The 20632-nt window shown below is 76.3% G+C and carries 21 protein-coding genes and 1 pseudogene; 11 read left to right on the top strand and 11 right to left on the bottom strand.

From position 1 onward, the window contains the following. Positions 1–190 precede the first annotated feature (190 nt). Positions 191–712 carry a hypothetical protein gene (locus tag AC0IVP_RS17720; RefSeq protein ID WP_471758252.1) on the top strand — a complete coding sequence of 174 codons (522 nt, stop codon included), beginning with the start codon at positions 191–193 and terminating at the stop codon, positions 710–712. Positions 713–750: 38 nt separating this feature from the next. Here AC0IVP_RS17720 and AC0IVP_RS17715 read toward each other — a convergent pair whose 3' ends face one another. From AC0IVP_RS17715 to AC0IVP_RS17705, 3 genes are read right to left on the bottom strand one after another with little or no spacing between them, the layout of a single operon-like run. Further along, positions 751–1389, bottom strand: a complete 639-nt coding sequence (locus tag AC0IVP_RS17715) for a hypothetical protein (protein WP_471758250.1) — start codon at positions 1387–1389, stop codon at positions 751–753. Then, positions 1386–2015 (bottom strand): hypothetical protein, encoded by a 630-nt coding sequence (locus AC0IVP_RS17710; RefSeq protein ID WP_471758248.1) that lies wholly within the window; start codon positions 2013–2015, stop codon positions 1386–1388. Before AC0IVP_RS17710 ends, AC0IVP_RS17715 begins: the two co-directional genes overlap by 4 nt. After that, entirely contained in the window at positions 2012–2533 is a 522-nt protein-coding gene (locus tag AC0IVP_RS17705) for an SUKH-3 domain-containing protein (protein ID WP_056289771.1), read from the bottom strand. Before AC0IVP_RS17705 ends, AC0IVP_RS17710 begins: the two co-directional genes overlap by 4 nt. Positions 2534–2653: 120 nt before the next feature. Between AC0IVP_RS17705 and AC0IVP_RS17700 the strand changes: the two genes are divergently transcribed. Genes AC0IVP_RS17700 through AC0IVP_RS17685 form a run of 4 tightly spaced genes read left to right on the top strand, consistent with a single transcriptional unit; the run spans position 2654 to position 6838 of the window. Beyond that, the gene (locus AC0IVP_RS17700; RefSeq protein WP_471758246.1) at positions 2654–3778 is read left to right on the top strand and encodes a YidH family protein; all 1125 of its coding nucleotides are present in this window, start codon (positions 2654–2656) and stop codon (positions 3776–3778) included. Then, positions 3772–5076: a class I adenylate-forming enzyme family protein gene (locus tag AC0IVP_RS17695; protein ID WP_471758244.1), complete on the top strand. Its 1305-nt coding sequence runs from the start codon at positions 3772–3774 to the stop codon at positions 5074–5076. The genes AC0IVP_RS17700 and AC0IVP_RS17695 overlap by 7 nt, the downstream gene beginning before the upstream one ends. Next, a complete protein-coding gene (locus AC0IVP_RS17690; protein WP_471758242.1) occupies positions 5073–5252 on the top strand; it encodes a hypothetical protein in 180 nt (59 codons plus the stop codon). The genes AC0IVP_RS17695 and AC0IVP_RS17690 overlap by 4 nt, the downstream gene beginning before the upstream one ends. Beyond that, positions 5249–6838 carry a GMC family oxidoreductase gene (locus AC0IVP_RS17685; protein WP_471758240.1) on the top strand — a complete coding sequence of 530 codons (1590 nt, stop codon included), beginning with the start codon at positions 5249–5251 and terminating at the stop codon, positions 6836–6838. Before AC0IVP_RS17690 ends, AC0IVP_RS17685 begins: the two co-directional genes overlap by 4 nt. Before the next feature lie 72 nt (positions 6839–6910). On the opposite strand, the gene AC0IVP_RS17680 is transcribed toward AC0IVP_RS17685, so the two are convergent. The 4 genes from AC0IVP_RS17680 to AC0IVP_RS17665 all read right to left on the bottom strand — a co-directional run bounded on the left by AC0IVP_RS17680 (position 6911) and on the right by AC0IVP_RS17665 (position 9229). Then, positions 6911–7546 (bottom strand): hypothetical protein, encoded by a 636-nt coding sequence (locus AC0IVP_RS17680; RefSeq protein ID WP_056289759.1) that lies wholly within the window; start codon positions 7544–7546, stop codon positions 6911–6913. Continuing rightward, on the bottom strand, positions 7543–8196 hold the full coding sequence (locus AC0IVP_RS17675) for a hypothetical protein (RefSeq protein WP_471758238.1): 654 nt from the start codon (positions 8194–8196) through the stop codon (positions 7543–7545). The genes AC0IVP_RS17680 and AC0IVP_RS17675 overlap by 4 nt, the downstream gene beginning before the upstream one ends. 67 nt (positions 8197–8263) lie before the next feature. Continuing rightward, positions 8264–8476, bottom strand: coding sequence for a hypothetical protein (locus AC0IVP_RS17670; RefSeq protein WP_056289752.1), 213 nt, complete (start codon positions 8474–8476; stop codon positions 8264–8266). 141 nt (positions 8477–8617) lie between these two features. Beyond that, positions 8618–9229, bottom strand: coding sequence for a TetR/AcrR family transcriptional regulator (locus tag AC0IVP_RS17665; protein ID WP_471758236.1), 612 nt, complete (start codon positions 9227–9229; stop codon positions 8618–8620). Positions 9230–9282: 53 nt separating this feature from the next. Between AC0IVP_RS17665 and AC0IVP_RS17660 the strand changes: the two genes are divergently transcribed. After that, positions 9283–10344 carry an ABC transporter permease gene (locus tag AC0IVP_RS17660; protein WP_471758234.1) on the top strand — a complete coding sequence of 354 codons (1062 nt, stop codon included), beginning with the start codon at positions 9283–9285 and terminating at the stop codon, positions 10342–10344. A gap of 3 nt (positions 10345–10347) precedes the next feature. On the opposite strand, the gene AC0IVP_RS17655 is transcribed toward AC0IVP_RS17660, so the two are convergent. Together AC0IVP_RS17655 and AC0IVP_RS17650 are read right to left on the bottom strand one after the other, a co-directional pair. Then, on the bottom strand, positions 10348–11520 hold the full coding sequence (locus tag AC0IVP_RS17655; protein ID WP_471758232.1) for a 4-hydroxybenzoate 3-monooxygenase: 1173 nt from the start codon (positions 11518–11520) through the stop codon (positions 10348–10350). Positions 11521–11706: 186 nt separating this feature from the next. Then, the gene (locus AC0IVP_RS17650; protein WP_056289738.1) at positions 11707–12495 is read right to left on the bottom strand and encodes an IclR family transcriptional regulator; all 789 of its coding nucleotides are present in this window, start codon (positions 12493–12495) and stop codon (positions 11707–11709) included. Positions 12496–12564: 69 nt separating this feature from the next. On the opposite strand from AC0IVP_RS17650, the gene pcaH reads away from it, so the two are divergent. From pcaH to pcaC, 5 genes are read left to right on the top strand one after another with little or no spacing between them, the layout of a single operon-like run. Then, positions 12565–13323: a protocatechuate 3,4-dioxygenase subunit beta gene (gene pcaH, locus AC0IVP_RS17645; protein ID WP_056289735.1), complete on the top strand. Its 759-nt coding sequence runs from the start codon at positions 12565–12567 to the stop codon at positions 13321–13323. Then, positions 13320–13976 carry a protocatechuate 3,4-dioxygenase subunit alpha gene (pcaG, locus tag AC0IVP_RS17640; protein ID WP_471758230.1) on the top strand — a complete coding sequence of 219 codons (657 nt, stop codon included), beginning with the start codon at positions 13320–13322 and terminating at the stop codon, positions 13974–13976. The genes pcaH and pcaG overlap by 4 nt, the downstream gene beginning before the upstream one ends. 22 nt (positions 13977–13998) lie before the next feature. Next, a complete protein-coding gene (locus AC0IVP_RS17635) occupies positions 13999–15333 on the top strand; it encodes a lyase family protein (RefSeq protein WP_471758228.1) in 1335 nt (444 codons plus the stop codon). Positions 15334–15343: 10 nt separating this feature from the next. Then, complete coding sequence (pcaD, locus tag AC0IVP_RS17630; protein WP_471758226.1) at positions 15344–16117, top strand: 3-oxoadipate enol-lactonase; 774 nt, start codon at positions 15344–15346, stop codon at positions 16115–16117. Continuing rightward, the gene (gene pcaC / locus AC0IVP_RS17625; protein WP_471758224.1) at positions 16114–16497 is read left to right on the top strand and encodes a 4-carboxymuconolactone decarboxylase; all 384 of its coding nucleotides are present in this window, start codon (positions 16114–16116) and stop codon (positions 16495–16497) included. The genes pcaD and pcaC overlap by 4 nt, the downstream gene beginning before the upstream one ends. Before the next feature lie 12 nt (positions 16498–16509). Here pcaC and AC0IVP_RS17620 read toward each other — a convergent pair whose 3' ends face one another. Further along, entirely contained in the window at positions 16510–18771 is a 2262-nt protein-coding gene (locus AC0IVP_RS17620) for a diguanylate cyclase domain-containing protein (RefSeq protein ID WP_471758222.1), read from the bottom strand. Between the two features lie 182 nt (positions 18772–18953). Continuing rightward, positions 18954–20632: pseudogene (locus AC0IVP_RS17615) on the bottom strand (hypothetical protein); the annotation flags it as partial.

Here is a 20632-nt window from a genome sequence, read left to right as displayed (position 1 = left end):
CACCCGGCGGGCGTGCGCGTCCCGGGCCGCGGCCAACGACAGGGAGCCGGACTGGCCGGCGGCCCCCCCGACCCAGCCAGGGCGTCCCGGTGGGGCTCCGACACCGCCCCGGCACCCGTCCGGTCCTCCGCAGACGGGGCTGCCGCGGCCACTTCCGCCCGTGCCGCCGCGAGCGCCGGGGGGACGGCCGGTGCACCCGCCGGCCGGGCCGCCGCACGCCCCCGCCGGACCGGTCTGGGGACCGGCCACCGGGGAGTGCTTCACCGTGGACGTCGAGGGCGACCGGCGGACCGTCAGCGCCCTGGTCTCCCTCGCCGGCCCCCATGGCCGGTCCCTGCGCCTGCTGGTGCGCGTCTCGGTGACCCCGCACGGTCGCCCGGTGGTGCTGCTGGCCGGGCTGGACGGGGTGCCCGACCGCGGCGTCGTCCTGCCGGTGGCGGCCCTGCTGGCCGAGCTGCCGGCCGAGGTCGGGCTGCCGCGCGACTGGCTGCGCCACGCGTTCTGGGGCGTGCTGTGCCCGGCGGGCCCCGAGGAGCCGCACGGTGTGCTGCGTGAGGTCGAGGTGCGCTGGACCGACGACTCACCCGCGCTCACCGGCCGCGAGCGCGTCCTGCCCGAGCACGCGGCAGCGGAGCTCGGGCGCGAGCGCCACCTGGGCCCGGTGGACGACGCGGTCGCCGCACTCACCCGGGACCGGGCGCCCGCCCGCTGAGCGACCCGGTCAGCGGGCCGGAGTCGGGGTGGGCCGGGTCAGCGCAGCGGTCGGAGCTCGTGCCGGCGGACCGGTCGGCCCCCGCGGGCGACGTCGAGGTGGACGGCGCCGGCCGACAGCAGCTCCTGGACCGCGTCCAGGAGCCCGAGCAGCTCGTCGGCGGCGGTCGAGCGGGGCTCGCCGTCGTCCCCGGCGCCCGCTGCGGCCAGGCCCTCGGCGGCCGACCACAGGTCCGGCCACAGGTGGGCCCAGCGCCAGACCTCGAACACCCGCGGGCGGACCCGGGCCGCCGGCGGGAGACCGAGCAACCCGATCGAGTCCATGGGGTCCTCGGCGCTGTTGCCCAGCCCGGCCAGCAGCGGCTGGACCCGGTGCGCCCGCGCGAAGGCCTCGGCGTTCTCCTCTGCGACCTCGACGACCAGGCCGGGACCGACCAAGGACGCCAGGGCGCCCCCGGGGTCGCGCACCCCGGCAGCGGTGGCCGCCGACGACACGCTCTCCGGTGTGGCCGGGACCCCCTCCGGGTCACCGTGGGCCAGCCGCCAGACGACCACCTGGTCGGGGTCGCTGAGGCGGTGGGACTCCCACCCGATGCGGACGGCGTGGTGGTCCGGTGCCGCGCCGGGGGTCAGGTGCACCGGGCCCATCGAGTGGCCGACGGCGAGCAGGCGGGTCACGAGGCGGCCAGCCGGGTGTCCAGGCAGACGACCCCGGGGGTCGTCAGCTGGTGCAGGCTCTCCACCAGGGCCAGCAGCAGCAGCTCCGGTTCGGTCGACACCGGGTCGGTGCGTCCGACACCACGGGCGCTCCGGGCGGCGGCCTGGCACGCAGCCCACAGGTCGGTGTCCATGTGCGCCCACTCGAAGAGGTCGAAGGCGGCCGCCGTCACCGTCACCAGGGGTTGCCCAGGGGGACCGACGGACCACAGCTGGGGTGCGTCCGGGTCGTTGCCGAGGCCCTCGACGAGCGGGAGCAGGCGGTGCTGCTCCGCGAAGGCCACGGCCGGAGCCGGCTCCACCGCCACCTCGACGAGCAGCCGGTCGGTGAGCAGCGCGTCGAGGAGGGCGGCGGCGTCGGTCAGCCCCTGTGCCTGGGCGGCCTGCTCCACGGCCTCGCGGGTCCACGGGTCCTCGGGGCCGTGCCCGGGGAGGCCGTGGGCCAGCGCCCACAGCGAGAAGGACGTGTCGTCGAGGTCGACGACCTCGGGGCCGACCCGGACCTGGACGACGTGCTCGGGAGACCCGGCGCGCGGGTAGGAGGCACCCAGCAGGTGGCCCACGGGGAAGAGCAGCGGTGCGCTCACGCCGGCACGCCCGTGTCGGGGGTGGGCCCGAGGAGCAGTGACGTGAGCCCGGAGACGACGTCGGGCCCCAGGGGGTGGACGCGGCCGCCACGGACGGCCAGCGTCCGACCCGTGGACGTCGTGACCACGGTGGTGGGCCACCCGTCGGCGACCAGGGCGATCGGGGCGAGGGCCTCGTCGACCTCCCGGGACGCGGTGAGTGCGGCCTCCGGGTCGAGGTGCTCGTCGGCGGGGTAGACCAGGACGGGTGGGGTCCCCGCCACCTCCAGGTGCAGCCCCCCGAACTCCGAGACCGCCGCCCGGGCGAGCGGGTGGGCAGAGACCGCCGGCACCAACCGGCTCAGGGCCGCCATGTCGTCCTCCCAGTCCTCCAGGAGGCCGGGCTCCAGCGCCCGACCGGGTACCCACCCGGCCGCGCGCAGCGCCGAGAGCACCCGCGGCTCGAACCGGCCGTCGTCGGCCTGCGCGTGGGCAGCCTGCCAGGACTGTGCTCGTGCGGCCTCGGCCTCGCTGGGCACTGGTCCTCCCTCGTCCGGTCGTCGCGGCCGAGCCTAGTGGCGGGCCGTGCGCGCTGCGCGGAGCACGCGGACCTGCGGACGACGGCTGTGGCCGCGCCCGCCGTGTGTCAGGGTCGGGTCATGAGCCGGCCCGGGCAGCTGCCGCCGTTGATGGAGACGCGCAAGGTCCTGGCCGCGGCCCGGCCCCCGGCGGGGGAGGGGCCGCCCACCCGGGAGGTGCTGCGCGGTCTGCGCGAGCTGCGCCCCCCGGTGTCGGTGCTCGTCGGTGTCGCGCTGATGGCGTTGATGCCGCTGGGCCTGCTCGTGCTGTCGCTGTGGCTGCTGGCGGCCACCTGGACCGGGCCGGACGGGGTGTTCCTGTCGCTGGTCAAGACGGTGCTGTTCTCCGGGACGCTGTTCCTGCTCAGCGCGCTGTCCTGGCGTGGGGTGAAGCGGGCGCTGCACTCCGGGGACTACCAGCAGGGCTTCTTCGTCGCCCGGCTGGCCACCGTCGTCTGCGGCGTCATCGGGGCCTTCCTGCTCTGGTACGTCTACGGCGACGGCAACCCGCAGGAGCCCTCCATGCTGGCCCCGTTCGTCGTCCTGGCGGTGGCGTGGCTCCCCGTGCTGCCGCTGCAGGCCCGGGCGGCGCGGGAGTGGCCGAGCCGGGTGCTGCTGCGCGGTGGGCCCGCGGTCCGTGGCGTGCGGGAGCTGGCCATGCTGCTGGAGGCCCGCACGCACACCTGCGGCCGGCCGCTGCCGGTGCAGGGCATGACCCCGGTCGCGGACTCCGGCGCGCAGGGCTGGGCCTGGAACGGGCCCTGCCCGGCCTGCGGGGTGGGCGTGGTGCAGGTGTTCTCCCTGCGGGCCGCCGACGCCGCGGACCCGGCAGACCCGTGGGCGTGGGGGCGGCCGGGATCGGCCCCGGCGCTGGGTGGCGGGGACCTGCTGTACCTGGCCGACCGGTTCGACGTGCTGGCCGGCGGGGACCCCGCGACCTGGTCGGTCGAGCAGCTCGAGAACGCCCGCACCCTGCTGATCGGTTCGGTGCAGGCCACCGGCGAGCTGCTCGCCCTGGTGCCCCAGGGCAAGGCGGCCGTCCCGCTGATGAAGCGCTTCGGCCGCCCCGTGCCGCTGGTCGGGGACCCCGAGCAGTTCACCCGGGTCCGGCTCGAGCAGCGGCTGGGCGAGCGGCGGAGCCGGTTGCAGGCCGTCCAGGCGGAACTCGTGCGCCGTGGCCAGGCACCGGCGGCGCTGCCGTGCTGACCGACGTCCCGGTGGTGCGCGCGGCCGACAGCGAGGTCGACCAGCGTCGCGCCGCCGCCGGGCTGGTCGCCCGCGGGGTCGGCCGCGGGGACCGCGTGGTGGTGTCGGCCTCGGCGTCCCCGGCACTGCTGGCCGCGGTGCTGGGCGCGCTGCGGACCGGCGTCGTCCCGGTGGTGCTGGACCCGGCGCTGCCGGCGGGTGAGCGGGCCGAGCTGGTGGCCGACGCGGACCCCGCGCTGGACCTGGGCGACGACCCCGCCGCCGTGCTGGGTGACGCCGAGACGGCGCTCGCGCCGTTCCCGCTGGCCCGTCCGATGCACTACACGTCCGGGACGACGGGCCGCCGCAAGGGCGTGTGGTCCGGGGTGCTCGGGGACGACGACGCCCGCGCACTGGCCACCGAGGAGATCGACCTGTGGGGCTTCGGCCCGGCCGACCGGCACCTCGTGCTGTCCCCGCTGCACCACTCCGCGCCGCTGCGCTTCGCCGCGCACACCCTGCTGGCCGGTGGTGAGGTGCTGCTGCCCGGGCCCTTCGACGCGGCACGCGCGGCCGCCGTCATCACCCGGGAGCGGCCGACGACGGCGTTCTGCGTGCCCACCCACCTGCAGCGGCTGCTGCGCGAGGACGTCGACTGGTCCTCCTTCCGGCTGCTCGCGCACGCGGGGGCGCCCTGCCCGGAGCCGGTGAAGCGGGCCGTCGTCGCCGCGCTGCCCGAGGGGTCGGTGTGGGAGTTCTACGGCTCCACCGAGGCCCAGTTCACCGTCTGCTCCACCGCCGACTGGCTGGCCCACCCCGGCAGCGTCGGGCGCGCCCGGCCGGGGCGGACGCTCAGCACCGACGAGCGCGGCCAGCTGTGGTGCGCCGTCCCGCGGTGGGCCCGGTTCGAGTACTGGCGCGCCCCGGACAAGACCGCTGCCGCCTGGGACGGCGACCGGGTCACCGTCGGCGACCTGGGCCGGGTCGACGCGGACGGCGTGGTCTGGCTGGACGGCCGCCGGGAGGACCTGGTCATCTCCGGCGGGGTGAACGTCTACCCGGCCGAGGTGGAGGCCGTCCTGGACGCGCACCCCGCGGTGGTGGAGTCCGCGGTGGTCGGCGTCCCGGACGAGGACTGGGGGCAGCGGGTGGTCGCGGCCTACGTCGGTGCGGTGACGGCGCAGGAGCTGGGTGCCTGGGCGCGGGAGCGGCTGGCGCCGGCCAAGCGGCCCAAGTCGCTGCACCCGGTGGGGGAGCTGCCGCGCACGTCCACGGGCAAGGTCCGCCGGCTGGACCTGCCGGGGGTCCTGGGGCTGTGACCAGGTTCGAGGTCACGGAGTCGCAGCGGCTGACCGGCCGGGGCCCGTGGGTGGTCGGGCAGCTGCGCTCGGGCGAGCTGGCCGCCGGCGTCGTGCTCGGGATCGGGCTGCACCCCGAGGACGCCGCCCGGGTGCGGGCGGGGACGGTGCTGGTGTCGCCGGAGGGGGTCCGGTGACCGGGTACGACGTCGTCGTGGTCGGTGGCGGGTCGGCGGGCTGCGCCTTCGCGGCCCGGCTGGTGGACGCCGGGCGGACCGTCCTGCTGTTGGAGGCCGGGGCGGACCACCGGCAGCCCGAGGACTTCCCGGCGACGGTCCGGGACGCGGCCACGATGGGCGCCGCCGTCCCCGGGCACCCGGCGAACTGGGACCTCACCGGCGAGCTCACCGAGGGCGTCCGCTGGCCGGTCCCCCGGGGCCGCGTGCTGGGGGGCTCCAGTGCGCTGAACGGCACCTACTTCATCCGGGCCACCCGCGCCGACTGCGACGGCTGGGCCGCCCGCGGCAACGACCTGTGGTCCCACGAGGCCCTGCTGCCCAGCTTCGAGCGCAGCGAGAGCGACCCGCTGCACGGCACCACCGGCCCGATGCCGGTCACCCGCACCACCGCCCCGCACCCGGTCAGCGACGCCTTCACCGCGGCCTGCCTCGAGCTGGGCCACCCGTCGGAGCCGGACAAGAACGGCGACGCCGCGCCGGGGGTGGGGCCGGTGCCGGTCAACGTCCGGGACGGCGTCCGGGTGAACACCGCGATGGCCTACCTCTCCCCGCGCCGCGCGCACCCCGGGCTGACGGTGCGCGGGGACAGCCCCGTCGTCCGGGTGCTGGTCGAGCGGGGCCGGGCGGTCGGCGTGCGCACCGCCGACGGCACCGAGCACCGGGCGGCCGAGGTGGTCCTGGCCTGCGGTGCCGTGGGCTCGCCGCACCTGCTGATGCTCTCGGGCATCGGCCCGGCCGACCAGCTGCGCGCCGCCGGGGTGACCCCGCTGCTGGACCTGCCCGGGGTGGGCGCCGACTTCACCGACCACCCCGACCTCTACGTCACGTACCAGCCTGCCCGGGCCACCCCGATGCGCCGCGGGATGCTGCCGTTGACCACCGCGCTGAACACGACCGACCACCTCGAGGTCATGCCGTGGCTCAAGCCGTTCAGCAGGGTGATGCTGTCCCGCTCGGACGGGCACGCGCTGTCCGGGCTCACCGAGGTGCTGCGCCGCCCGGCGGCCACCCTGCGGGCCCTGCGGGGGACGTCGCTGCAGAAGCTGTGGCAGCAGGCCCGGACCCGGGACGACCTGTACCTGGGCGTCGCCCTGCAGGCCGAGGAGAGCCGCGGCCGGCTGTCGCTGACCAGCGCAGACCCGTCCGTGCAGCCGCGGATCGAGTACCGGTACCTCACCGCCGAGGCCGACCGCCGGCAGGTGCGGGCCGTCGTCCGGCTGGCCGCGGACCTGCTGCGGACGAGGGCGATGGCACCGCTGGTGGCCGCGCGCACCGGGCTGCCCGACGACGTGCTGGCCGACGACCGGGCGCTCGACGCGTGGGCCGTGGCGCACCTGGCCACCGCGATCCACCTGGCCGGCAGCGCCCGGATGGGCCCCGACGACGACCCGGGCGCGGTGGTGGACCAGCACCTGCGGGTGCGTGGGGTCGATGGGCTCCGGGTGGTGGACACCTCGGTGCTGCCCACGGTGCCCACCCGCGGTCCCGCCGCCACCGCGGTGGCGATCGGGGAGCGGGCGGCGGAGCTGATGATCGGTGACTGACCCGCCGGGGACACCCGCCGGACCGGTCCAGCGTCGACGATCGAGCTGCAGGACCGGCCGTCGCCGGCGGACTCAGACGGCGGGGTCGGCGAGGTCCAGGTAGCCGCAGCTGCGGGCGAGCAGGGCGGGCAGGTCGGCGACCACGCCCACCAGCGCACCGGCCACCTCGGCGGTGGTCGGCGTCGGCGCGGCATCGGCGTCGACGTCGGGGTCGGCCTGGTCCCAGGCCCGCAGGACGGCGAGCTCGGCGGCCTCCACCAGGTCCGGTGAGGCGGCGGTGTCCTCCCACCGCCGGATGCTCGACCGGGACAGCTCGAGCACCGGGTACCCGGGCAGGCCGAGCACGCTCGTGCTGCCGTCGCGGCCGATGCCGAGCCCGGTCAGCAGCGGGCGGGCCCGCAGCCGACCGGCCGCGGCGAGGAGGTCGGGTCCGCCCACGGGCAGCTCGACCAGCAGCGAGCGCTCCGTCAGCCGGGCCACCACGGCGGCAGGGGAGGGCACGCCGAGGCCGGCGGCCCGCTCCACCAGCAGGTCCCGGCCGTGGTCGGTGTCCTCGACCGCACCGTGCGCGAGGTCCCAGACCCGGGTCTGGTCGGCGTCCAGACCCAGGCGCCGCCAGCCCAGCCGCACCGACCCGGCCACCGGGCGCGGCAGGGTCTCGGCGCCCAGGCGGTAGCCGACCGGCAGCAGCCACGGACCGCCGCTCACGGTGCACCCCCCGCCGTCGAGGACGGGTCGAGGTGGGCGGTCCGGGTCGACAGCAGCGCCGGCAGGGACGCCACCAGGTCGGCCAGCAGCAGGTCGGGATCGGTGAGCCGCGGCTCGTCGGCCCCGGTGTCCCGGTACCCGGCGGCGTGCCAGTCGACGTCGGCCCAGACGTCGGCGAAGAGCGGACCCCACGCGCACACGTCGCGCAGCGCCCGGGAGACCTGCACCAGGGGGAGAGCCGGCACGCCGGGCAGGCCGAGGTGGTGCAGGCCGGGCGCCCCCGGCACCTCGCCGAGGCCGGGCACCAGCGGGTGCAGGGTGTGCGAACGCGCCCACGCCCGGCGGCCGTCGACGTCGTCCACCAGGTCCACGACGAGCCCTCCGGTGTCCAGCTCGGTCCAGCCGGCCGCGACGTCGGCGGGGTCCAGTCCCCACGCCACGGCCCGGGTCGCGGCGTGGTCGCGGTCCCAGGGTCCCGGGGCGTCGAAGGGGCCGTGGCAGGCCGACCAGAGGTGCAGGGCGGCCCCCGACAGGCCGACCGGGTTTCCCAGGACCTGCACGTAGCCGTGAGCCGACCGCGGGTCGGGGTGGCCGGGGGTGGCGAGGTCGAGGACGGTCAGCAGCCGGCCGAGTGGGAGGAGCAGCGTCACGGCCGCGACCCGTCGACGGTCACCGACGCGACGGTCGGTCCCGGGGACCGGCTCCGGTGCGCCTGTCTCAGCGGGTGGCGCGGATGGAGGTGCTGGTGTTCGACAGCGGCGACCACGCGTCCGGGTGCTTCTGGCCCTGGTCGACGACCCAGCCCGGGGTGCGCGAGCTCGTGGTGGTGCCGCGCTTGTCCGAGGGGCGGGCGCTGAGGGTCACGATGAGGACCAGCAGCAGCACCAGCGCGACGAGCACACCACCGATGACCAGAAGCGTCGAGAGCATGTCCTGACCGTACGTGCGCGGACCGTTCCGTCGCGCCAGCAGAAGTCACCGAACGGCACCGCCCGATCACTGGCGAGTGTGACAGTCCTGGCCCCACCCGCCCCACTCGTCCCACGTGTCGGCCCGCGTGTCGGCCTGCCCTCACGGGATCTCGTCCAGCAGGTCGGCCAGCACCCGCGGCAGCACGTCGTCGGGGACGGCGTCGGGGTCGGGCAGGGCCTCCAGGGCCAGGCCGCTCGTCAGCGCGAGGAGCACCAGGGTCAGGCTGCCGGCGTCCCAGCCGGTGCGCACCGGGTGGTCGGCGAGGAACCGCTCGACCACCTCCGTGACCCGGGTACGCAGCTCGCGGCGGGAGGCCACGAACGCCGTCCGGACGTCGGGGTCGCGGACCGCACGCTGCCAGAACTCCAGGTAGAGCAGCTGCCACGAGGTGTCCCGGCGGGACAGCTCGGCCCCGACGACGGCCAGGGCGCCGGGCAGGTCGGTGGTGCCGTCCAGGGCCTGCTCGACGGCAGCGACCCTCGCGGCGCCCTCGGCGTCCATCAGGGCCAGGAAGAGCTCGTCCTTGCTGCCGAAGTTCGAGTAGACGGCGCCCTTGGTGAACCCGGCCGCGGCGGCGACCTGGTCGGTGCTCGCCCCGGCGAAGCCGCGATCGGCGAAGACGACGCGTGCGGCCGCGAGCACCCGGGCGCGGACCTCGTCACGGCGTGGGCGGGTGCGCACCGTCACGTCGATCGGGCTTGCCTGTTCCACGCCCCGGAGCATACTCGTGCGTATCGGATACGCATCGGTATCGAGGAGAGACGATGAGCCAGCACGGTCTGCACGAGGCGCCCCGCCGGGAGCTGCTGCCGGGGGTGACCCGGCGCGCAGCGGTCCTCGTCGTCGGCGTCCTGCTGCTGCAGCTGGGCTTCGTGCTCAGCTACGTCGGCGCGTTCCACTCGCCCACCCCCCGGGACGTCCCGCTGGCCGTCGTCGCGCCCGCGGGCGCCCCGGCCGGCACCGCGGACTCCCTGGTCACCCAGCTCGACGGCCTGGACGGCAGTCCGCTGGACGCCACCGCCTACGACAGCGAGGACGCCGCCCGCCAGGCCATCGCCGACCGGGAGGTCGACGGCGCGTTCCTGCCCGGCACCGGCACCGCGGACGTGCTGCTGGTCTCCGGCGCCGAGGGCGGTGCGGTGAGCGCGGCGCTGGAGCAGGTGCTGACCGCGGTAGACGCGGCGCAGTCGCGCACGCTGACCACCACCGACGTCCTGCCCGCGGGGGACGGCGACGCCCGGGGCCTGTCCGCCTTCTACCTGGCCGTGGGCTGGGTGGTGGGCGGCTACCTGGTCGCCTCGATCATCGGCATCAGCGCCGGCTCCCGGCCGCTCACCCGGGGCCGGGGTGCGACCCGGCTGGGCGCGCTGGCCGTCTACGCGCTGGTCAGCGGACTGGGCGGTGCGCTGATCGCCGGCCCGGTCCTGGGCGCGCTGGAGGGCGGCCACACCCTGGCGCTCACCCTCCTCGGGGCCCTGCTGGTCTTCGCCGTCGGCGCCTTCACCATGGCGCTGCAGGTGTGGACCGGGCTGGTCGGCATCGGCCTGGCGATCGTGCTGTTCGTCATCCTGGGCAACCCCAGCGCCGGCGGTGCCTACCCGGCCCCGTTGCTGCCGCCGTTCTGGTCCGCGATCGGTCCGTGGCTGCCGCCGGGCGCCGGCACCGACGCGGTGCGCGGGATCGTCTACTTCGGCGGCAGCGGGGTGGCCCAGGCGTGCTGGGTGCTGGCCGCCTACGCGGTGGTCGGCGTCGTCGCCACGCTGGTCGGCTCCGGCCGGGCTACGGCGACCGAGCCCGAGTCTGAGCGGGTCGACGTCCGGGCGTGAGCCTCAGGGGGCGACCGGCAGCCCGGTGTACATCTCGGCCAGCTCGCGGGCGGCCGCCTCCGAGCTGCAGACCCGCTGCAGCTGCGAGAGCTGCAGCTGGGCGTCGAACTCGTCGCCGTGGGTGTGCAGCATCGAGGTCATCCACCAGGAGAAGTGCGTGCACCGCCAGACCCGGGCCAGCGCCTTGTCCGAGTAGGCGTCGACCAGGTCGGTCTCCTCCTCCGCCAGCAGCCGGACCAGCGCCGCGGCCAGCAGGGTCACGTCGGCGACGGCGAGGTTGAGCCCCTTGGCGCCGGTCGGCGGCACGATGTGCGCGGCGTCCCCGGCCAGGAACAGCCGGCCGTGCCGCATCGGGGAGGACACGAACGAGCGCATCGGCAGGATCGACTTCTCGGTCACCGGCCCGGTCTGCAGCTCCCAGCCCGGCAGCGCCATCCGGGTGGCCAGCGCCTCCCAGACCCGGTCGTCGGACCAGTCCTCGATCTTCTCGGTCGGGTCGACCTGGATGTACAGCCGCGACACCGACGGCGAGCGCATCGAGTGCATGGCGAAGCCGTCGGGGTGCCAGGCGTAGATCAGGTCGTCGGTGCTCGGGGCGACGTCGGCCAGGATGCCCAGCCAGGCGAAGGGGTAGGTGCGCTCCCACAGCTGCCCGTCGGTGGCCGCGGTGACGATCGGCCGGGAGACGCCGTGGAACCCGTCGGTGCCTGCGATCACGTCGCACTCCAGCACCTGGGCCACGCCGTCGGCGTCGGTGAAGGCGATGGAGGGGGAGTCGGTGTCCACGTCGCGGGGCTGCACGTCGGAGACCTCGAAGAGCAGCGGGGGACCGTCGTCCAGCTGGGCGGCGATGAGGTCCTTGACCACCTCGGACTGGCCGTAGATCCACACGTTGCGCCCGCACAGCTCGGGGAAGTCCAGCTTGTGCCGGGTGCCCGGGTACTGCAGGTAGATGCCGTCGTGCTCCAGGCCCTCGCGGTCCAGCCGGGCGCCCATGCCGACGTCCCGGAGGGTGTCGACGGTGTGCTGCTCGAGGATGCCGGCCCGGATCCGCGCCTCCACGTAGTCCCGCGACCGGTTCTCCAGCACGACCGACTCGATGCCCTGCACCGCGAGCATCCGCGACAGCAGCAGCCCGGCCGGACCGGCCCCGATGATCCCCACCTGAGTACGCACGGCAGGAGTGTGACCACGATGACGTCCACCCGGCGAGACCGCCCTGCCACTGGCCGGAAGCGCCCTCGCCCTGCCGGGGCCCCCGGCCGTGATCACGGGGTCGTTGCCGCTGGACACGCGGTCACCGGGGTGTCCAGCGGCGAGAAGCCCATGATCATCGCGGCTGGGGGTCTCCGGGTGGGGGGGTCAGCGGAACTCGTCTGTGCGGGCCAGTTCGCGGCCGATGCCGCGGGCGGCGACCTCCAGGACCGGCACCAGTCGGGGGAGGTCGCGCTCGGCCCGGTGCGTGGGGACGACGATGCCCAGCGCCGCGGCGACCACCGCCCGGCCCCCGGCCCCCCGCACCACCGTCACCGGGACGGCGACCGAGGCGGCGCCCAGGCTCATCTCCTCCGACGTCCGGGCGGCGCCGGTCCGGCGGACCTCGGCCAGCTCGCGGGCCAGGCGGGCCGGCTCGACGACGGTGTGCCGGGTCTCCCGGGTCAGGGAGCGCAGCACCTGCTCGACGACGTCGTCGGGGGCGGCGGCGAGCAGCACCTTGCCGACGCCGACGGCGTGCAGCGGCAGCCGGCTGCCGACCTGGCTGACCACCGGCACGGACTCCCGGCCCGACACCCGGTCCACGTAGAGCGCGGTCGCGCCGTCCCGGACGGCGAGGTGGACGGTGTCCCGGGTCGCGGTGTGCACGTCGAGCAGGAAGGGGCTGGCCACCTGGCGCAGCTCGGCCTGCACCGGGGCCAGCAGCCCGAGGTCCCACAGCTTGCGGCCGATCTCGTAGCGCCCGTCCGGGCGCCGGGACAGTGCTCCCCAGGCGGTCAGCTCGCCGATCAGCCGGTGGGCCGTGGTCAGCGGGGTGTCGCTGCGCCCGGCGATCTCGGACAGCGTCAGCCGGGCGTGGTCGACGTCGAAGGCGTCCAGGACGCGCAGGGCACGGGAGGTCACCGACCGCCCCGCCCCGGTGCTGCCGCCGGCCATCGGTGGTCCTTCCGCTGAGTGGGAGCACGAGAGTGCCAGAGACCGGCGTCACGTCGTACGTTCCCCGCCATGACCGCCACCCCGACGAGCAGTGGCCTGGTGCTGCCGCGCTACTTGCGGGAGGACCCCGGCCAGCGCACGCCGGTCGCGTCCCCCGGCTACCGGTCCACCGGCACCCGGGCACCGCTGCGCACCCCGGTCGACCTGCCGCACCGGCTCACCGAGGTCACCGGCCCGGTGCTCGGGGAGGACCGGGTGGCCCCCGGCGACGGCGACCTGACGCTGCGCTCCGGCGGGGAGGCCCAGGGCCAGCGGATCGTCGTCTTCGGCCGGGTGCTGGACAGCGGCGGACGCCCGGTGCCCGGGGCGCTGCTGGAGATCTGGCAGGCCAACGCCGCCGGCCGCTACCGGCACGTGGTGGACAACTGGCCGGCCCCGCTGGACCCGCACTTCGACGGGCTGGGCCGGGTGGTCACCGACGCGCTGGGTCGCTTTGAGTTCACCACCGTCAAGCCCGGCGCGTACCCGTGGGGCAACCACCACAACGCCTGGCGGCCGGCGCACATCCACTTCTCGCTGTTCGGGACGGCGTTCACCCAGCGCCTGGTCACCCAGATGTACTTCCCGGGCGACCCCCTCTTCGGTCAGGACCCCATCTTCAACGCCATCCCCCCGGCCGCCCGGGACCGCGCCGTCGCCACCTTCGACCTGGGTCGCACCCAGCCGGACTGGGCGCTGGCGTACCGCTGGGACATCGTGCTGCGGGGCGTCGAGCAGACGCCCTTCGAGAGCCACGACGACGGTGCTGACGACGGTGACGTCGCGTGACCGACCACGACTCCCCGCTGGTCCGGGACGCCGACGAGACCAACGACCGGCGCCCCGGCACCCCGCGCCGCGGCACCGGCTTCCTCGACGAGCCGGTCACCCTGCCCACGACGCCGAGCGCGACCGTCGGCCCCTACCTGGCCATCGGGCTGACCTGGCCGGACGGCCCGTTCGCCGTCGCCGAGGGCACGCCGGGGGCGGTGTGGCTGCGCGGCCGGGTGCTCGACGGCAACGGCGACGTCGTCCCCGACGCGATGGTGGAGACCTGGCAGGCCGACCCCGACGGCCGCTTCGCGCACCCCGACGACCCGCGCGGCGAGGCGTCGACGCCGGGCTTCCGCGGCTTCGGCCGCTCCTCCACCGGGGACGGCGAGTACGCCGTCTGCACCCTCAAGCCGGGCCCGGTGCCCGACGGCGAGGGCGGCTGGCAGGCCCCGCACGTCGACGTCTCGGTGTTCGCCCGCGGCCTGCTGGACCGGGTCGTCACCCGGCTGTACTTCGCCGACGAGGTCGAGGCCAACGCCGCCGACCCGGTGCTCTCCGCGCTGTCCGAGGCCGACCGGGCCACCCTGGTCGCGCAGCCCACCGAGGACGGCTGGTGGCTGGACGTCCGGCTGCAGGGGGACGCCGAGACCGTCTTCTTCGCGGTGTGACGACGTCGGCCAGGATGGGCCCGTGACGGGGCTCTGGGACGGGACGTTCGCGCGCGGAGGAGCGGCCGCGGCGGTGTCGGACGACGCCTGGCTGCAGGCCCTGCTCGACGTCGAGGCCGCGCTCGCCCGGGCGGCCGCGCGCTGCGGGCTGGTCGCCGAGACCTCGGCCGCCGAGGTCACCCGGGTCGCGGGTCAGCCCGGCGCGCTGGACCTGGCCCGGGTGGTCGCGCAGGCCGCCGACGCCGGGAACCCGGTGCCCCCGCTGGTCCGGGTGCTCACCGACGCGGTCGGCCCGCACGCCGGCGGGGCCGTGCACGTGGGCGCCACCAGCCAGGACGTGCTGGACACCGCCATGCTGCTGCTGGCCCGCCGCGCCCTGGTTGCCATCGACGCCGACCTGGCCGCCGCCGCGGACGCCGCGGCCCGGCTCGCCGCCGCCCACCGGGACGACGTCACGATCGGCCGCACGCTGATGCAGCAGGCGCTGCCGACCACCGCCGGGCTCAAGGCCGCCGTCTGGCTGGCCGGTCTGGACGGCGCCCGCGCGCGCCTGGCCGCCGTCGACGCTTCCCTGCCCGTGCAGTACGGCGGGGCCGTCGGCACGCTGGCCGCCAGCGGCGGGTCCGGGGTGGACCTGCGGGCCGCGCTGGCCGACGAGCTGGGGCTGCAGACCACCGCGGTGCCGTGGGCGACCACCCGGCTGCCGGTCGCCGACCTGGCCGGCGCGCTCGGCGCCGCGGCCGGGATCGTGGCCACCGTCGCGGTCGACGTGGTCCTGCTGGCCCAGACCGAGGTCGCCGAGGCCCAGGAGACCGGGGAGGGCCTCGGCGGTCAGGTGCGGGGTGGGTCCAGCGCCATGCCGCACAAGCGCAACCCGGTCGCGGCGATCTCGGCCCGGGCCTGCGCCCGCCGGGCCCCCGGGCTGGTCGGCACCCTCTTCGGCGCCATGGAGCAGGAGCACGAGCGCTCCGCCGGTGCCTGGCACAGCGAGTGGCCCACCCTCTCCGCGCTGCTGTCCACCGTGGGCTCGGCGGCCGCCTGGCTGGCCGACTGCCTGGGCGGGCTGACCCTGGACACCGCCCGGATGGCCGCCGTCGTCGACGCCGCGTCCGGGGCGTCGCTGGCCGGGGCGCTGGCCGACGCGCTCACCGGCAGCCTGGGCCGCGGGCCGGCCCACGACGCGGCCGCCGACGCCGTCCGGCAGGCCGCCCGCGAGGGCCGCACCCTGGCCGACGTCGTCGGCGGGCGGACCGACGTCGACGTCGCCGCCCTGCTGGCCGCCGCCACCCCCGACGTCGGGGAGGCCGCCGCCCAGGTGGACGCCGCCCTCGCCGCGCACACCATCGCCCAGAGCTGAGGAGAACGCCGTGCCCCCGATCGACGTGCACCACGTGGTGGAGGGCCCCCGGGACGCCCCGGTGGTCCTGCTCTCGAACTCCCTGGGCGCCACGATGGCCATGTGGGAGCCGCAGCTGGCGGCGCTGACCGAGCGCTACCGGGTGGTCCGCTACGACACCCGCGGACACGGCGGCTCGCCCACCGTCCCCGGCGACGCCACCATCGACGACCTGGCCGACGACGCGATCGCCCTCCTGGACCGGCTGGGCGTGGAGCGGGCGCACGTCGTCGGGCTGTCCATCGGCGGGATGACCGGGCTGCGCCTGGCCGTCCGGGAGCCGCACCGGGTGGACCGACTGGCGGTGCTGTGCAGCTCCGCGCACACCGGGGCCCCCGACGCCTGGCGGGACCGCGCGCACACCGCCCGCACCGAGGGCACCGCGTCGCTGGCCGACGCCGTCGTCGGCCGCTGGTTCACCCCGGCCTGGGCGGCCGAGCACCCGGCCCACGTCGCGCAGATGCGGGCGACCATCGCCGGCACCGACGACGAGGGCTACGCCTCCTGCTGTGCCGCGGTCGGCGGCATGGACCAGCGCGCCGACCTGGCCTCGATCACCGCCCCCACCCTGGTCGTCTCCGGGCTGGAGGACCCCGCACTGCCGCCGGAGCACCAGCGGGCACTGGCCGAGGCGATCCCCGGGGCCCGGCTGCTGGAGCTGAGCCCGGCCGCGCACATCGCCAACGTCGAGCAGCCCGAGCGGGTCACCGAGGCGCTGCTCACGCACCTGGGCGGCACCGCGTGAGCACCGACGAGGAGCGTCGCGAGGCCGGGATGCGCACCCGGCGTGAGGTGCTGGGCGACGCCCACGTCGACCGGGCCGTCGCTGCGGTGACCCCGCTGACCGCGGACTTCCAGGACTTCATCACCCGGGTCGCCTGGGGCGACCTGTGGCAGCGGCCCGGCCTGGACCGCCGCGCCCGCAGCATGCTGACCCTGGCGATCACCGCGTCGCTGCGGCACTGGGACGAGTTCGCGCTGCACGTGAAGGCGGCGGTGCACAACGGGTTGACCGACGGGGAGATCGCCGAGGTCTGCCTGCACACCGCCGTCTACGCCGGTGTGCCCGCGGCCAACCACGCGCTTGCCGTCGCCAAGCCGATCCTGGCCGAGCTGCGGGGCTGACCCCGCGGGCGCTCAGCCGGTGAGCGCCCGGCGGGACAGCTGCTGCTTGACGGCGTACATCCGCTGGTCGGCGGTGTGCAGCAGGGTGGCGAAGTCGCAGCCGTCGTCGGGGGTGACGGCGCGGCCGATGCTCGCACCGACGACGATCGCCTCCCCGCGCAGGTCGATCGGTGCCTGGACCGCGTGCGCGAGGACCTCGGCGACCCGGTCGGCCTCGGCCGCGCCCTGGACCGGGTCCAGGCCGGGCAGTGCCACCAGGAACTCGTCGCCGCCCAGGCGGGCCAGCAGGTCGCTGCGCCGCAGCCGGGCGCGCAGCCGCTGGCTCACCGTGACCAGCAGCTCGTCGCCCGCGGCGTGCCCGAGCCGGTCGTTGACCGCCTTGAACCCGTCCAGGTCGACGAACAGCAGCCCCACTGCGGTGGACGACGCGGAGGCCTCCCACAGCGCCAGCTCGACCTGCTCCTGCAGGCGCCGCCGGTTGGGCAGCCCGGTGAGCGGGTCGGTGTAGGCCAGCTCCTCGATCCGGGCCAGGTACTGCCGGGTGCGGTCCTGCTCCCGGGTCAGCCGGCGCTCGGCCTCGACCCGGGCGGTGACGTCGTTCTGCACGCCGATGTACTGCACGACCCGGCCCGCGGCGTCGGTCACCGGGGCCAGGTGCAGCTCGTTCCACCACGGCGTGCGGTCGGGACCGCGGTGGTTGAGCAACGTCTCCCGGCACTCCCGGCCGGCCGCGATGGCCTCCCGGATCCGGGCGACGGCGGCCAGGTCGGTGTCCGGGGCCTGCAGGAAGCGGCAGTTGCGGCCCAGCACCTGCTCCCGGGTGAAGCCGGCCAGCTCCTCGAAGGCCCGGTTGACGAAGACCATCGGCTGGTCGGGCAGGGTCAGGTCGACGATGACGACGCCGCTGGTGGTGGCCGCCAGGGCCCGGTGCAGCAAGCCCTCCACGGCCGCCGTCGGGACGGCGGTCTCCGGGACCCGGGCCGCGGTGGTGGCCGTGGCGCGGGACTGGAGTGCGACCGGCTGCCGGGTCTCCCGGGCCGCGACCCGGGACACCAGGGCGTGCGTCGCCCGGGCCACGGTGACCCGGTCGTAGGTCAGCGCGAACTCGAACACGCGCTCCATGTCCGGCCCGTCGTCGCCCAGGTCGCGGGCCAGCAGGGCGGCGCTGAAGTGCGGGCTGATCACCGTGACGTCCCACTCGCCGCGGACCTCGTCGGTGGCGGCCAGGGTGGCGCCGCGGACCCCGGGCAGCGGCTCGGCGCTGAGCCCGTCGCCCAGGGCGCAGACGAACCCGGTGCGGGCTGCGAGCTCGCGGTAGCGCTCCACGGTGGAGGGGGTGAAGTGGCGGGCGTCCTGGAACGTGGAGGCGATCACGCAGGTCTCGCCCAGGCGCATGGCGTGCCGCTCCAGCTGCTTGCTCAACTCGATGAGCAGCAGCTTGGGCGAGCGTCGCAGCACGGTGCCGGGGGGCAGGCAGGCGAAGGGGGAGACGTCGACGCCCGGCGGGTCGGCGGCGACCGGGGGCAGGACCAGCTCGGCGGTGGCGAACTGGGTGGCCGGGCCGGGCTGGGGGCGCCCGAACATCCAGCCCTGGCCCAGGGTGGCGCCCAGCGCCAGGGCCTTGACCAGGTGCTCCTCGGTCTCGATGCCCTCGGCCAGCACCAGCGCACCGGTCCGCTCGGCGTAGGCGTTGACCGCGTTCATGATCTCGGCGACCTCGGGGCCGGGGCGCTCCTGCACCAGGCGCAGGTCGAGCTTGACCACGTCCGGGCGCAGCAGCGGCATGAAGGCCAGCGACATGGAGTCCGCGCCGACGTCGTCCAGGGCCAGGCCCCAGCCGATCTCACGGATCCGCTGCACGGTCTGCAGCAGCTCGGCCGGCCGGGTGGCCAGCGCCCGCTCGGTGATCTCCACGACGATGCGCAGCTCCGCCGGGGCGGCCTCGGCGATCGCCAGCAGGTCGGCGAGCGGCGCGGAGTCCAGCACCTCGGGCTCGACGTTGACGAAGACCGTCAGCGGGGCCAGCAGGCCCTGGGTGACAGCGGCCTGGAAGGCGGCGCTGCGGCACAGCGCGTCCAGCTCGGCCAGCCGGCCGGCGGCGCGCGCTGCGGCGAAGAGGTCGTCGGGCCGGTGCAGCGGGCCCTGCGGACCGCGGGCGAGGGCCTCGTAGGCCACGACCCGGCCGCTGTCCAGGTCGACGATGGGCTGGAAGACGCTGGTGACGGAGCCCTCGGCGAGGACGTCGTCGATCGTGGTGCGGTCGGTGTCGGACATGCTGCCTGGAGCCCCGTCTGTCGTGGCCACCTCGGCGTCCCCGTGGGTCTGGAGACCGGTGGCACCCAGCTCCCTCTTCGGCACCCGGTGCCAGGGGCCTGGAGCCGGGACCGGCCCGCCCACCCCGATCGGGGTGGACGGGCCGGTCCGGTGCTGCTGTGGCGCTGTGCCCGCGGCTGCGCTCAGCCCGCCGGGATGCTGACCGGGAAGGACAGCGTCGCCGCGCCGAAGTCGACCGTCGCGGTGTCGGGGTAGGTGAACACCCCGCCGAAGGTCAGCGTGCCGGTGGTGAAGTCGGCCGGCACGTCGAAGGCGGTCGCGATCAGCGAGGGGTCGGCCACCACGTCCTGGGAGGCGACCACGGTGCCGTCGGGCAGCGTCAGCCGCCAGTACTCCGCCGGCCCCTCGCCGGCGCTGAGCCCGTCGGCGACCAGGTCGGTGTCGATGAGCAGGAACGCCCGGTCCGGGGCGGAGGGACGAACCGTGACGTTGGTGCCGGAGAACCAGGTCAGCTCGGCGCTCTGCACCGTGACGGTGAAGGTGAACGGGGTGGTCACCCGGCCGGGCGCGCTGATGACCCCGGGCACCTGCTGGGCCGGGACCGGGTCGGCGTCCCGGTTGGCCCGCGTGGTGACGACGAGGTTCTGGTCACCGGGGCTGCCGTCGACCAGCGACAGCGACTGGGTCGCCTCGCCGTCCACGACGACCAGGGCGACGTCGGCGTCCTCGGGGGCTGACACCAGGCCCTCGACGGTCGCACCTGGGACGACGAGCGAGGTGTCCACCGGTGTCTCGACGCCGTCGACGGAGTAGCTCAGCGCCGGCGGGTCGTTGGACAGGCCCTCGCCGGTGTCGATCGTGTAGCTGAAGACCCGGAAGACCTCGCCGTCGGCGGGCCGGAGGGCGTCGTCGCCGGCGCCCACCCGGTCGGCCTGGCCCAGCCCGGTGACGGTGACCCGCGCGGCGGGCCCGGACAGCGTGGCCACGCCCTCGGGCGCGGTCAGCTCGACGTCCTCGAAGGGGCCGGTGGCCTCGTAGCCGGGCTCCGCGGCCGGCGGCGCCGGCGGCTCCAGGTCCACCTCCGACGGCGGGGTGGTGCCGTCGGGCCGGCTGAGCAGGTCGGCGTCGGGCAGCGCCTGCGGCGCGGGGTCGGTGGGCTCGGTGGCCACGGTCAGCGTCACGTCGCCGTCACCGCCCGACGGGGTGACCGGCAGGAGCAGGTAGGCCTCCGCCGGGTCGCCGTCGACGAAGAGCACCGGCCCGCAGACCAGGTCGTCCTCGATGTCGGTGGTGTCGGCGTTGCGGTGGCGGAACCAGCACGAGGTGTCGTCGGAGCTCGCTCCACCGCGGCTGTCGACGTAGGCGTCGACGGCGGACTCGGCGTCGGTGAGCACCGTCTCGGGCTCGACCACGTCCCGCCCGGCGTAGGTGAAGTCGCCGCCGCGCAGGAAGAAGAAGGCCCCGCCGGCGACGAGCAGCAGCACCAGCAGCGCGGCGCCCCCGATGAGCAGCGGCTTCTTCCGCGACCGCTTGGCCGGCTGGGCGGCCCACGGTGCGGGCTGCCCGCTGGACGGCGACCACGCGCCGGCCGGGGGCGGGGACGACGGACCGCCCCACTGGCCCGGCTGGCCCGGCTGGCTCGGCTGGCCCGGCTGGCCCGGCTGGCCCTGCTGGCCCGGCTGGCCGAGCGGGCCCTGGGGTCCCTGCTGGCCGTGGGGTGCCGGACCGGCGGGGGGACCCTGCTGCTGGCCGGGGACCGCGCCGAACTGGCGGGTCTCCTCACGGCCGCCCCAGGGCTGCTGCTGGCCAGGCCGGCCCGGGCCCGGGGGAGGGCCCTGCTGACCGCCGGGCTGCGGGGGAC

Source organism: Klenkia sp. AC732 (genome assembly GCF_979256525.1).
The sequence above is the reverse complement of the archived record's forward strand: the minus strand, read 5'-3'. Positions and strand labels throughout refer to the sequence as shown.

Excerpts from the sequence above, each read along its gene's own strand:
- AC0IVP_RS17660 (WP_471758234.1), top strand. The coding sequence starts at position 9,283 with ATGAGCCAGCACGGTCTGCACGAGGCGCCCCGCCGGGAGCTGCTGCCG.
- AC0IVP_RS17650 (WP_056289738.1), bottom strand. The coding sequence starts at position 12,495 with ATGGCCGGCGGCAGCACCGGGGCGGGGCGGTCGGTGACCTCCCGTGCC.
- AC0IVP_RS17620 (WP_471758222.1), bottom strand. The coding sequence starts at position 18,771 with ATGTCCGACACCGACCGCACCACGATCGACGACGTCCTCGCCGAGGGC.
- pcaH (WP_056289735.1), top strand. The coding sequence starts at position 12,565 with ATGACCGCCACCCCGACGAGCAGTGGCCTGGTGCTGCCGCGCTACTTG.
- AC0IVP_RS17700 (WP_471758246.1), top strand. The coding sequence starts at position 2,654 with ATGAGCCGGCCCGGGCAGCTGCCGCCGTTGATGGAGACGCGCAAGGTC.
- AC0IVP_RS17670 (WP_056289752.1), bottom strand. The coding sequence starts at position 8,476 with ATGCTCTCGACGCTTCTGGTCATCGGTGGTGTGCTCGTCGCGCTGGTG.